This is a genomic window from Catellatospora methionotrophica, assembly GCF_011297335.1.
Classification (GTDB): Bacteria; Actinomycetota; Actinomycetes; order Mycobacteriales; family Micromonosporaceae; genus Catellatospora; species Catellatospora methionotrophica.
The window spans coordinates 289,326-303,257 of the sequence record NZ_JAAOTJ010000003.1; the positions used below are offsets into that span (position 1 = coordinate 289,326).

At 68.7% G+C, this 13,932-nt stretch carries 3 protein-coding genes; 2 read left to right on the plus strand and 1 reads right to left on the minus strand.

The genetic code is table 11. The features are described from left to right. The first annotated feature begins 25 nt into the window (after nucleotides 1-25). Together HAV40_RS11955 and HAV40_RS11960 are read left to right on the plus strand one after the other, a co-directional pair. The gene (locus HAV40_RS11955; RefSeq protein ID WP_166381014.1) at nucleotides 26-4,420 is read left to right on the plus strand and encodes a LamG-like jellyroll fold domain-containing protein; all 4,395 of its coding nucleotides are present in this window, start codon (nucleotides 26-28) and stop codon (nucleotides 4,418-4,420) included. Nucleotides 4,421-4,898: 478 nt separating this feature from the next. Next, nucleotides 4,899-9,089: a LamG-like jellyroll fold domain-containing protein gene (locus HAV40_RS11960; RefSeq protein ID WP_166381015.1), complete on the plus strand. Its 4,191-nt coding sequence runs from the start codon at nucleotides 4,899-4,901 to the stop codon at nucleotides 9,087-9,089. 76 nt (nucleotides 9,090-9,165) lie between these two features. Here HAV40_RS11960 and HAV40_RS11965 read toward each other — a convergent pair whose 3' ends face one another. Next, nucleotides 9,166-13,440: a LamG-like jellyroll fold domain-containing protein gene (locus tag HAV40_RS11965; protein ID WP_166381016.1), complete on the minus strand. Its 4,275-nt coding sequence runs from the start codon at nucleotides 13,438-13,440 to the stop codon at nucleotides 9,166-9,168. Nucleotides 13,441-13,932 lie beyond the last annotated feature (492 nt).

A 13,932-nucleotide genomic window follows, 5' to 3' on the forward strand; every position in this document is an offset into this window, starting at 1 on the left:
CCATCAATATCCAGGAAGAGGTTTCATGTCCCACAGATCACGGGGGAGCCAGGCCAGAAGAGCCGTCGCGGTCACCGCGGCGATGCTCGCAGGCCTGGCACTGTCGGCCGTATCGCCGACCGGCCCCGCCCAAGCAACAACAGCGCCGAAGCCTGCGCCTTCTGAGTTCGCCAAGACGACCACGTCGATCCTGGACGCGCGTAGGGAGGCGAAGCAGACCGGTAAGCCGGTGCAGATCCCTGCCCTGACCACCGAGACGACCCGGGTATGGGCCGAGCCCGACGGCACCGAGACCGCCGAGATCCATACCGGCCCGGTCCGCCTGAAGCGCGACGGCAAATGGCTCGACTACGACTTCACGCTCGTCCGCCGCCCCGACGGCACCGTCGGCCCGAAGGTCCACCCCCACGACCTGGTCATCGCCGGAGCAAAGACCGCAGGTGAACACGACCTCGCCACGTTGAACGCCCACGGTGAGAAGCTTGGCTTCGGCTGGACCGGCACACTGCCCGAACCCGTCCTCGACGGTTCGAAGGCCACCTACCACGAGGTGACACCCGGCATCGACCTGGTCATCGAAGCCCGCACCACCGGCTTCGAACAGTTCTACATCGTCAAGGACCGCACCGCCGCCACCCGCGTCGCCGCGTTGCGTACCCCGCTGCGCACCGGCGGCACCACGTTCGCCGGCAAGGCCGACGGGTCCGGGGAGTTCCGCAAGGCCGACGGCAAGATCGCCGCACGGATGCCCGTCGCCCTCATGTGGGACAACCAGGGCCTCGACGGCCGAGGCGACCGTAAACGCCAAGCCAAGGTGAACGTCGACGTCGTCGACGTCAGGCATGGCACCGATGTGACCGGCCGCGACATGCGCCTGCGCCCTGACACCACCTGGCTCAACGACCCCGCCACCAAATACCCGGTCGTCGTCGACCCCGGCATCGACGTCGACGTCACCGTCGGATTCGACGAATTCGTCCAGAACACCATCGACGTCTCCGACAACTCCACCAAGGACGAGCTCAAGGTCGGCTACACCAACGACGGCTGCCAGTGCTACGCCCGCAGCTACCTGCGCTTCGACGGTCTCACCGCGTACAAGAACGCAAAGATCAACTCGGCGATGCTGAACCTGTGGGAGACCCACTCCCACAACTGCACGCCCACCAAATGGCTGGCCAAACGCACCGAACACGTCACCAGCTCGGTCCAGTGGGGCAACGAACCCGCCGCGCTCGAACCCGCCGGCAACTCCTCCGACGCCAAGGGCTGGAGCGGCAGTTGCCCGGCGGACTGGGTCGACGTCGACGTCGCCGCCGCACTAGACGACACGTTCAACAGCGGGGGCAGCTCGGCCAGCATCATGATCCAGTCGGAGAACTGGGACCTGGGCTCGTGGAAGAAGTTCGACTCCTACGAGGGCACCCGCCGCCCCCACATCAAGCTCAACTACAACCGCGTGCCGACGATCTCCCAGGTCAAGGCCGCAGGCGACCCCACCTGCCGCACCGGCACCGGCGTACGGCTCTACCTGAACACGCTCACGCCGACGTTCTCCGCCTACGTCGGCGACCTCGACGCGCAGAACGTGCGCCTTCAGGTCGAGATCACACCTGTCGGCGGCAGCGCGAGACCGCTGCTGGAGTCGACCAACGGCGCCCGCAACACCGTCCATGCCGTCACCGTGCCCGCCGGGCAGGCACTGGTCGTCAACACCGTCTACACCTACCGGGTCCGTGCCCTGGACCTGACCTCCACCGGCGCTGCTGTCGACTACTCGCCATGGACCACACCCTGCGAGATTCAGTACGACGCGACCACGCTGGACAGCGCACCGCAGATCACCGACGTGCCCACGGTCGATGTCGACGGCGAGTTGTGGCCGGTGCTGAAGTTCGGCCGCGGCAACCTGGTGACGTTCCGGCCCGACCCCGCCGACGCCGGCGAGGTGGTGCGTTACAGCTACGGCTTCAGTGCCGACCGGGTCGGCGACAGCAGCGTGAGTGTGCCCGCCGGGCTCGACGGCTCGGCCACGGTCACCATCACGCCGTGGGAGGTCGACGGCACCAACGCCCCCGCGTCCAGCTCCACGCTCTACGTCCGGGCGTTCACCGGCAGCGGGACGCTGGCGAGCTCGAAGATGGCCAGCATGGACCTGTTCTTCGATTACCTGGACATGATCGACGGCAACGGCGTGCTGGTGCCGCCGGCGGCCAAGCCCGACGACGTCAATGGCGACGGCCTGGCCGACCTGTCCGGGTTCCGGGACCTGGGCACCGGCAAGGGCATGTTCTACAGCTACAGCGGCAAGTCGGACGGGTCGACGCTCGAACCGATCTCGCTGATGACCACCAACGCGTACACCGATGCCGACACCAGGACCGTCCAGGGCGACTTCAACGGTGACGGCAAGACGGACTTCGCCGCGTTCAAGTCGATCAGCACCAGCAGCACCACCGTGTCGCTGCTGCGCTCGACCGGCACCGTCCCCTACGCCGACGTCCTGGCCGACGTCCAGGTCAAGGCGCTGGCTCTCAACCTGGCCAATATGAAGATCATGGCCGGGGACGTCAACGCCGACGGCAAGGACGACCTGGCCTTCGGCTACCTCAACACCACCACCAACTGGAACATCAAGGTCATGCTGGCCTCGGTCGACGGCCACGGCACCGTGACACCCCACGACGACGAGGTGCTGTTCGCCAACCCGGTCGACTGGCTGGCCGTGTCGCCGGGCTCCAACCTGAACAACGCCCAGCTGGTGATGGGTCAGTTCGACAAGGTCCCCGGCGCAGACATCATGGAGTTCTTCGACCATGGCAGCTGCCGCACCGGCGGCTTCCTGCACAAGAACCTCGGCACGACGTTCTCGGCCGGTCAGGTGGTCTGGGACTCGAACACCACGGGCGCGTGGTGTGCCGCGAGCGCCAGGTACACCGTCGGCAGGTACGCGACGGGCGCCTACGGACTCGACGGCATCGTCGCGACCTACGACCCGGGCAGCTGCCGGATGAACGTCTACACCTTCACGCCCAAGCACGTCGCGCCGAACGACACGTGGACGATGGAGGGGCCGACGCTGCGGTTCGACTCCGGCCCGTCGGTGGAGCTGTTCTGCTGGAACTGGACCGAGCCCGAGCTGCGGGATCTCAGCGGTGACGGCAAGGACGACCTGCTGCTGACGTACCGCTGCTGCGGCGCGTTCCAGCAGCGCGTATGGCAGCTCGACAGCAACGGCACCGGATTCGACGCCCCCGTGCTCAAGTGGCAGGGTGCGCTCGGCCCGGCCGGCACCGGCAGCCTCAAGTACAACGGCACGACGCACTACCAGTTCGTCGCCAAGCACTCCGGCATGTGCCTGGCCGTCAACGGCAGCCCCATCGACGGCACCGCACTCGTGCAGCAGCCCTGCGCCCGTAACCTGCTCGACCAGCGGTTCGTGCTGGAGCAGCGCGGAGCGGGCCATGTCCGGCTGCACCCGCAGCACATCACCTCCAAGTGCATCATCTACGACGTCGTCGGCGCGGGCAGCCCGATCATCCAGAAGTCCTGCTCGGCGACGGGATCGAAGGAGTCGTTCCAGCTCGACTACGTCAGCGGTTTCACCAACGACCCGGCGAACCCGCTGCCCACCGACGTCGCGGTGAAGATCGTCTCGAACACCACGGCCAGTCGCTGCGTCAGCGTCCAGGGTGCGAGCATGGCCGCGGCCGCGGCCACGGTGCAGGACGCTTGCCAGCCGCCCGGCTACGGGAGCCAGACGTACTACCTGCGGGCGTTGCCGGCACAGCAGCCGTCGATGACCGCCCGGTGGACGATGGGTGAGTCCGGCGGCACGACGCTGGCCGACGGCACCGGCAACACCGCCACCGCGAAGATCGCCGGTAGCGGGGTCGTCGGCAGTGGCGTGCTGACCCTCAACGGCACCAGCCAGTACGCCTCGACCACCGGCGGCGCGGTGCACACCGGGATGAGCTACACCGTCTCGGCGTGGGCCAAGCTCGACGTCGGTGCCCGCTCGCAGACGATCCTGTCCCAGGAGGGTGCGACGAACTACTCGTTCGCCCTGCGGCAGAACGTCAACGGCAAGTGGAACTTCACCGTCCTGTCCAATGCCAACTCCAGCGTGTTCACGTCCTACATCGCGTCGTCGACGGCGGTGGCACCGCTCAACACCTGGGTGCACCTGACCGGCGTCTTCGATCAGGCCACCGGCCAGGCCCGGCTGTATGTCAACGGCGTCCTGGAGGGCACCGCGACCGGCGTCACGGCGGGGTCCAGCGGCCCGGTCTTCATCGGCGCTACCAAGATCAACGGCGCTCGTGCCGAGTACTTCGACGGCCAGATCGACGACGTGCGGATGTGGAACTACGTCCTGACCCCGACCGAGATCACAGCCGCCGCAGCGGCACGATCCTGATCTCGCCGGGGCGGTGACGCACCGCCCCGGCCCGACCAGCGAGAACCGAGCCCGTCCCGTCGACGCGGGGCGGGCTCGGCGCTGGTCCCTGTCCGCACGGCCGACCTGGCGGCTCTCCGGCAACCGTGCGGTCCGCACGGCCCCCCCGACGGTTCCCCGGCAACCGTGTTCCGCCGGACGGCCGGCGCCTCCGTTCGCAGACTTCCGGATTCCGGCGGGGCAGCACCACGCACGCCGACTGCCTAGGCTGCCGACCATTACCCACCCAACAGGAGAAGGTCTCATGTCACGACGCCCACGGGGGATCCAGGCCAGACGGGCTGCCGCCGTAGTAGTGGCGATGCTCGCAGGCATCGCTGTACAGGCACTGGCACCATCCGTTCCCGCACAGGCCGAACCATCCGCACGTGGCACGGCAAACCCGACCACCACCGCCATTCTCGACGCGCGCAAGGCGGCGAAGCAGACTGGCAAGTCGGTGCAGATCCCTGCCCTGACCACCGAGACCACCAGGGTATGGGCCGAGCCTGACGGCACCGAGACCGCCGAGATCCACACCGGCCCCGTGCGTCTGAAGCGCGACGGCAAATGGCTCGACTACGACTTCACCCTCGTCCGCCGCCCCGACGGCACCGTCGGCCCGAAGGCCCACCCCCACGACCTGGTCATCGCCGGAGCCAAGACCGCAGGTGAACACGACCTCGCCACGTTGAACGCCCACGGCGAGAAGCTCGGCTTCGGCTGGACCGGTGCGCTGCCCGAACCCGTCCTCGACGGATCCAAGGCCACCTACCCCGAAGTAGCGCCCGGCATCGACCTGGTCATCGAAGCCCGCACCACCGGCTTCGAGCAGTTCTACATCGTCAAGGACCGCACCGCCGCCACCCGCGTCGCCACACTCCGGACCCCGCTGCGCACCGGCGGCACCACCTTCGCCGGCAAGGCCGACGGCTCCGGGGAGTTCCGCAAGGCCGACGGCAAGATCGCCGCACGGATGCCCGTCGCCCTCATGTGGGACAACCAGGGCCTCGACGGCCGAGGCGACCGCAAACGCCAAGCCAAGGTGAACGTCGACGTTACCGACGTCAGGCGTGGCACCGATGTGGCCGGCCGCGACATGCGCCTGCGCCCCGACACCACCTGGCTCAACGACCCCGCCACCAAGTACCCGGTGGTCGTCGACCCGGGCATCGACGTCGACGTCACCGTCGGATTCGACGAGTTCGTCCAGAACACCATCGACATCGACGACAACTCCACCAAAGACGAGCTGAAGATCGGCTACACCAACGACGGCTGTAGTTGTCAAGCCCGCAGTTACCTGCGCTTCGACAGCCTCGGCGCCTACCGCGGCGCTAAGATCAACTCGGCGATGCTGAACCTGTGGGAGACCCACTCCCACAACTGCACCGCCACCAAATGGCTGGCCAAACGCACCGCACACGTCACCAGCTCGGTCCAGTGGCGCAACGAACCCGCCGCGCTCGAACCCGCCGGGGACTCCTCCGACGCCAAGGGCTGGAGCAGCAGCTGCGCCGCGGGCTGGGTCGACGTCGACGTCGCCGCCGCACTCGACGACACCTTCAACTCCCCCACGGCCACCTCCGCCAGCATCATGATCCAGTCAGAGAACTGGAACCTGGGCTCCTGGAAGAAGTTCGACTCCTACGAGGGCACCCGCCGCCCCCACATCAAGCTCAACTACAACCGGCTGCCCACGATCTCCCAGGTCAAGGTCGACAAGGATCCCACCTGCCGCAGCGGCGCGGGTGTGCGGCTGCTCCTCAAGACCCCGACGCCGGCGTTCGAGGCGTTCATCGTCGACGTGGACAAGCAGAACGTGCGGCTGCAGGTGGAGATCACTCCGTTCGGCGGGACCGCGTGGCCGCTGATCGAGTCGACGATCGGCAGTGCCGGCAACGGAGACACTCAGACCGCATACGCCAGCAGGGTGGAGTTGCCGCAGGCGCAGGCATTGCAGGCCAACACGGTCTACAGCTACCGCGTACGCGCGGTCGATCTGACCCCCAGCGGGGCCCCGATCGACTACTCGGCGTGGAGCCCGTCATGCGAGATCCAGTACGACACGACGGCGCTTGACGGCGTCCCGCTCATCGAGGGCATTCCGGTCGTCGATGTCGGCGGCGAGCAGTACAACCTGCTGAAGTTCGGGCGCAGCAACGTGCTGACGCTGCGGCCCGATCCGGCCGACCTCGGTGACGTGGTGCGCTACAGCTACGGCTTCGACCAGGCGCGGGTCGGCGAGAGCAGCGCCGGCATCGCGGCAGGCGGCGACGGGACCGCCACGGTGTCGGTGGTGCCGTGGGAGGTCGACGGGTACAACGCCCCGGTCGGTGAGAGCACGCTGTACGTGCGGGCCTTCGCCGCCAACGGCAGCTTCCGGACCAGCTCCGTGCAGATCTTCTTCGACCCCGCGTACCCGATGCCCGACCCGGTGCCGCACGTGCGCGACGACGTCGACGGCGACGGCGTGCCGGACCTGTCCGGGTTCCGTGACCTGGGCAACGGCAAGGGCATGTTCTACACCTACCCGGTCCAGCCGGGCGGCGCGCTGCTGGAGCCGGTGGCGCTGATGACGACCGAGAGCTACACCGACGCCAACTCCGACACCGTGCGCGGCGACTTCGACGGCGACGGCAAGACCGACTTCGCCGTGTTCAAGTCGGTCGGCGCGACCAGCACCACCGTGTCGCTGCTGCGCTCGACCGGCAACGTGCCCTACGCCGACGCGCTGTCCGACATCCAGGTCAAGGCGCTCGCACTCAGCCTGAGCGCCATGCGGGTGATGGCGGCGGACATGAACAGCGACGGCAAGGACGACCTGGTCATGGCGTACGCCAACGGGACCGCCAGCTGGACCGTCAAGGTGCTGACCGCCTCGGTCGACGATCACGGCACGACGACTCCCCATGACGACGAGGTGCTGTTCTCCGAGCCGGTGGACTGGCGGACCACACCGATCGCCGCAGACCTGAGCAAGTCGAAGGTGCTCGTCGCCCGAGGCTTCAGCGGCGGCAGCGGGGTGACCGTCGTGGAGTACCGCCAGATCGGCACCTGCCAGACGGCGATGTACACGCACGGCCCGAGCTCGTCGACCAACTGGCACCAGTCCCCCGCCACCCCGCTGCCCTGGTGCCTGGACAAGCTGCAGCTCACCACCGGTAACTACGACGGCGACGGCGACACGGACGTGATCGCGGGCTACGACATGGGCGGATGCCGGCTCACCATCGACACGTTCACCCCCAAGACCGTGATCATGCAGCCCTCGGGCGTGCCGGCGTTCACGATCGCCCGGGACCAGCGGTTCGACTCGGGAATCGGCAACGGGCAGTACTGGTGCGCTCCCTGGGTCGAGCTCGCGGCCCGGGACCTGACCGCCGACGGCAAGGACGACCTGCTGCTCACGTACAAGTGCTGCGGCCTGTACCAGCAGCGGATCTGGCAGTTCACCGCCGACGGCAGCGGCTTCGGCGCCCCGGCGCTCAAGTGGCAGGGCATGCTCGGCGCGGCGGGCACCGGCAGCCTCAAGCACGACGGCACCACCCACTACCAGCTGGTCGCCAAGCAGTCCGGGATGTGCCTGTCCCTCAACGGCGGGTCCTACGACGGCGTGCCGCTGGTGCAGCAGCCGTGCGCACGCAACCTGCTCGACCAGCGGTTCGTATTGGAGCAGCGCGGCGCCGGCCACATCCGGCTACAGCCCCAGCACATCCCGTCCCGGTGCCTCGTCTACGACGTGATCGGAGCCGGGAACCCGGTGCTGCAGAAACTGTGCACGACGGGTGTCTCCCAGGAGAGCTTCCAGGCCGAGTACGTCAGCGGGACCACCAACGACCCGCAGGACCCGCAGCCCACCGACGTCGCGGTGCGGCTGCTGTCCAACGGCACGGGCAGCCGGTGCGTCGGCATCCAGGGCGCCTCGGTCAACGCCGGCGCGGCCGCGGTGCAGGACATCTGCCAGTCGCCCGGGTATCCGGCGCAGTCGTACTACCTGCGGGCGCTTGCGCCGTTGCAGGCCACGGTGCGTGCCTCCTGGGCGATGAACGAGGCGGGCGGCACGACGCTGGCCGACGGCACCGGCAACGGGGCGACCGCGAAGATCGCCGGTGGCGGCGTCGTCGGTGGCGGCGCGCTGACCCTGAACGGCACCAGCCAGTTCGCCTCCCTCACCGGCCCGCCGCTCTACACCCACTGGGGCAGCTACACCGTCTCGGCCTGGGTGAAGCTCGACACCGGCGCCCGCTGGCAGAACATCGTCGCCCAGGAGGGTTCCCTCAACAGCGCGTTCTACCTGCGGCAGAACGCCAACGGAAAGTGGAACTTCACGGTCCTGTCCAACCCCAACTCGGGCACCTACACCGCCTACGTGGCGTCTTCGGCGCAGGTGGCGCAGGTCGGCGTATGGACCCACCTGGTCGGTGTGCATGACGAGGCCACCCACGAGACCAGGCTGTACGTCGACGGAGTGCTGGCCGGCACCGCCACCGGCAGTTCCTCGGGCACCAGCGGACCGCTGATCATCGGCGCGTCGAAGGTGTCCGGCGCCCGGTCGGAGTACCTGGACGGCCAGATCGACGACGTCAGCGTGTGGAACCACGCGCTCACCGCGGCGGAGATCAGCCAGCTCCCCGCGACCCGCGCCTGACGCCGGCGAGCACCACCTGAAGAAGGCGAGCCCGCCCGGATGATCCGGGCGGGCTCGACCGCTGTCTGGGCGCGGATCAGGCGCGTCCCGCGGCGTAGAGGGCGGTCACCTCCGCCGCGCTCAGCGTGCGGGCCCAGGCGGTCACGTCGTCGATCTGACCGTTGACGTGGTCGGTCCGGTTGCCGCCGGACCGCGCCGCGCCGAGGACGACGGGTCCGCTGCTGCTGGCACCGGGCGCCGTGACGACGACCGAACCCGCGGACACCCCGTTGACGTACAGCGTCGCTGTGCGGGTGGGGGCGTCGTAGACGCCGGTGAGGTGCGCCCAGGCCCCGGCCTGGGCCGCTGCCCCCTCGACGCCGTTGTACACGTACCCGCTGGTGACGTTGACGTTGCTGACGAGGGCGAAGTTCCACTTGCCGGTGGTGCCGTTGACCCGCAGGTAGAATGCGCTGTACTGGCTTCCCTCCTGGGCGATGATGGTCTCGTACTTGTTCACCACGTTCGGCTTGATCCAGCCCGACACCGTGAAGCTCTTGGTGGTGTCGAGCACGGGCCCGGTCGTTGCGGCGAATCCGGTGGTGCCGTTGAGCGTCAGCACCCCGGAGCCGAGGGTGGCCCCGGAGGCGGCGGTCGCCCCCGCGCCCCGGCCGCTGTCGTCGGACATGGCCGTGCCGCTGGCCGCGTTCATCGACCAGCGGGCGACCGGACCGGTCGGTGCCGCCGGCAGCGGCCGCAGGTAGAAGTACTGGTCGACGTTGCCGTTGCAGGTCCACTGGAGCCCCGCCGCGCCCGCGCTGGTGCTGCTGGCGCTGATGCCGATGCACTTGCCCGACAGGTTCGACAGCATCTGTATCGCGATGTCACCGGCCTGCGGAACACCCGGCACGCTCGTGAAGCCCGAGCTGTACCGGAACTCCCACGACTCGTTGGACTGCCCCGCGGTGCACGTGCTGGCGATGATCGGGCGGCCGTCGGTGGTGAGCCCGCCGGACACGTTCAGGCACCTGGCCGGATCGTGCACCGGATGCATCCGCACGTAGGCCGCGCCCCGCTCCTCCAGGGTGAACTGGGTGTTGAGCAGCGCGGGCGCGCACGGCTGCTGGCTGGTCGGCGCGTGCTCGACGGTGGATCCGCCGGTCACCGCCAGGCACAGTCCGGAGTGCTTGGCGACCAGCTGGTATCGGGTGACGGCGTCACGCCGGACCGAACCGGTGCCCGCCGGGCCGAGCGCCCCCTGCCACTTCAGGGTCCGCGTCTGGAAGGTGCTGTTGGTGCCCGACGTGCCCGTCGCCGTCCACACCCAGACCCGCTGCTGGTACGGGCCGCAGCAGCCGTACTCGAACACCAGGTCCTCCAGGCCGTCGCCGGTCATGTCGACCATCGACAGCGGCGCCGCCGTGGCCGGGGCACACCAGTACTGGGTGAGGCCCGGCGTCGAGTTGAAGTGCTGGGTGTGCGGCTCGAACGTCCACATGTCGTTGATCGACTGCGGCGGGGAGTAGACGTACTTCGGGGTGAACGTGTAAAGGCCCATCTGGCAGCCGCCGAAGTCGTACGTCGCGACGACGCCGTCGACGTCGCGCTGGCCCGGCGAGTACCGGCCCACCGTGAACCTGGACTTGGCCATACACCAGGTGCTGGTGTCGTTGGAGTCCCACACCAGCTGACCGGCCTCGAACGACCCGCCGAGATTCTTGTGCATGAAGGCCCTGGTCCGGCAGCTGCCGAGGTCGTAGAACTCCATCACGTCGACGCCGGGCACCTTGTCGAAATTGCCGATCAGCAGCGTGGTGTTGGCGAGCACGGAGTTCGCGCCCGTGCCGAGCCAGTCGACGGGGTCGGCGAACAGGATCTCGTCGTCGTGCGGGTCCTGGTCGTCCGCCGTGTCCTCCGGGTCGTCATGGCTGTCGATCGAAGCCAGCATGACCTTGAGGTTCCAGTTGGTGGCGGTGGTGGCATACCCGAAGACGAGGTCGTCCTTGCCGTCGGCGTTGACGTCACCGGCCAGCACCTTCATCTTGGCCAGGTCGAGGCTCAGCGTCTTGACCTGGATGTCGGACAGCGCGTCGGCGTAGGGCACGTTGCCGGTCGAGCGCAGCAGCGACACGGTGGTACTGGTCGCGCTGACCGACTTGAAGACCGCGAAGTCGGTCTTGCCGTCGCCGTCGAAGTCGCCGCGCACGGTGTCGGAGTTGGCGTCGGTGTAGCTCTCGGTCGTCATCAGCGCCACCGGCTCCAGCAGCGCGCCGCCCGGCTGGACCGGGTAGGTGTAGAACATGCCCTTGCCGTTGCCCAGGTCACGGAACCCGGACAGGTCCGGCACGCCGTCGCCGTCCACGTCGTCGCGCACGTGCGGCACCGGGTCGGGCATGGGGAACTCGGGATCGAAGACGACCTCCACGGCGGCGGTCCGGACACTGCCGTTGCCGGCGTAGGCGCGGACGTACAGCGTGTTGCCGTAGGCGGGGTCGTTGGACCCGTCGACCTCCCACGGAACCACCGACACCGTGACCGAGCCGTCACGACCGGCCGCCACGCTGGCACTGCTCTCCGAGACCCGCTCCGGCGCGAAGCCGTAGCTGTAGCGGACCACCTCACCGACGTCGGCCGGATCGGGCCGCAGGGTCACCAGGTTGGCACGCCCGAACTTCAGCAGGTGGTACACCTCGCCGTCGACGTCGAGGGTCGGGATGCCCTCGACGATCGGCACACCGTCCAGTGCGGTGGTGTCGTACTGGACCTCGCACGGCGGGCTCCACGACGAGTAGCCGACCGGGTCGCCGCTCGGGGTCAGGTCCGTCGCGCGCACCCGGTAGGTGTAGACGGTGTTCGGCTGCAGCGCCTGGGCGGCCGACAGTTGCACACTCGACACCGCGTTGCGGGCGCCGTTGGTCGATTCGATCAGCGGCCACGCGGCCGATCCGGCCGGGGTGACCTCGACCTGCAACCGCACGTTCTGCGAGTCGAGGTCGCCGATGTAGGCCTCGAACTCCGGCGTGCTGTCGTTGAGGTACAGGCGCATTCCCGCGCCACTGCCGCAGGTGGCGTCCTTGTTGGCCTTGACCTGCGACACCGTCGGCAGGTGGTTGTACTCCAGGCTGATGTACGGCTTCTTGGTGGTCTCGTTGGACGAGAACTTCTTCCACGAGTCGGTGCTGTTGACATTCCAGCTCGTCGGGCTCGTGTCCGTCGAGGCCTTGATCACCATGCTGGCCGAGTTCCAGCCGGCGGCGAACGAGTCGTCGAGGATCGTCCTGACGTCGGTCTTCACCCAGCCGTCGGCGCACGAACTGCTGTAGCCCGTGGTCTCGGTCGAGACCGGGCCGTCCTCGCGCCAGGTCGGCTCGTTGCCCCACTGCACCGACGGCCCGACGTTGTCGGTGCGGGTGGCCCGCCACCCGTAGTCGCGGCACGACCACGACCAGGTCTCCCACAGGTTCAGGTCGGCCTTGTAGATCGTCGCGCCCTTGTAGCCGGCGAGGCCGTCGAAGCGCAGGTAGGAACGTGCGTAGAACTGGCCGCCGTCGTTGCTCCAGCCGAGCTTGAGCTCGTCGGAACCCGAGTTGTCGCTGATGTTGATCGTGTTCTGCACGAACTCGTCGAACCCGGTGCCCAGGTTGGTGCTGATACCCGGATCCACGGTGACCGGGTACCGGGTCGCCGGGTCTGCCAGCCAGGCCTGGTCCGGCGCGAAGGCGAGCTCCGTGCCCGCCGGGGCGGTGTCGGCCCCGGAGGCCTTCGCCTTGGCGGAGCCGGACTTCGTGAGGTCGAGTCGCACGGTCTTCTTTCGGCGCGGCTCGCCCTGCATGTTGAGGCCGGAGCCGTCCCACATCAGCGGTACCGGCACCCGCGCGACGACCGCGCCGTCGCGGGCGGTGAAGCGGCCCGACCCGTCGGCGTCGGCGGCGTACGTCGTCGACGCCGAGCGCAGCGGCAGGCTCAGGCCCGCCACCCGGGTCGCCGCGGCCCGGTCCTTGAGGACGAGGAACTGCTCGAAGCCCACCGCGGACGCCTCGATCACCAGGTCGACGCCCGGCCGGACCTCGGGATAGGTCGCCTTTGGCCCGTCGAGCACCGGCTCGGGCAGCGACCCACGCCAGCCGAGGCCGATGCGCTCGCCCTTGGCGGTCACCATGGCCAGATCGTGGTCACCGGCACCCGCGGCGCCGGCGATGACCAGGTCGGCCGGGTGCACCTTCGGCACGATCGCGCCGTCGGCCCGCTTGACCAGGGTGAGGTCGTAGTCCAGCCAGGTGCCGTCGCGCTTGAGGCGGGTCGGCACGCCGTGGATCTGCGCGGTCTGGGTGCCGGACGGGTTGGCCCATACCCGCGTGGTCTCGGTCGTCATCGACGTGACCTCGACGGGCCTGCCGGTCTGGCGTGCTTCGGCTTTCGCCAGGGCCAGCTCTGAGGGTGGTGCCGCGTTCGCGGCCGGAGCAGACGGTGCGGCCTGGGCCGGAGCGGCGCTGACGGCAGCACTGAGCGCCGCGAGCAGGACAAGAGTGGTCGACGCAGCGACCGCCCGTTTCCGGGCAGGATCGACTGCGAGAAATGCGTGGCGCATTCTCGTAAAACCCCCGTGAGTTGAAGTTGTTGCCAGAAAGCTAGGGCCGCTCACATCGACCGTCAATACCGATGTGTTTGAGCTGCGCAGACTCGTCCACGAGCCGGGTGGGCGCAATCGGGCATCGGCGCGTGAACCCTGGCCTAGCGGTGGATCCCACGCGCACGGTCGTCGCCGGCACGAACCATGACGCACCGGTGTCCGCGGACCTACCGGGGCGACAGGCCGCATCGTCGCCCGCCGAGGTGGCCCGGGACGGCCCGGTGAGCTGACATC

Coding starts and splice junctions, on each gene's coding strand:
- HAV40_RS11965 (WP_166381016.1), bottom strand. CDS start 13,440: ATGACGACCGAGACCACGCGGGTATGGGCCAACCCGTCCGGCACCCAG.
- HAV40_RS11955 (WP_166381014.1), top strand. CDS start 26: ATGTCCCACAGATCACGGGGGAGCCAGGCCAGAAGAGCCGTCGCGGTC.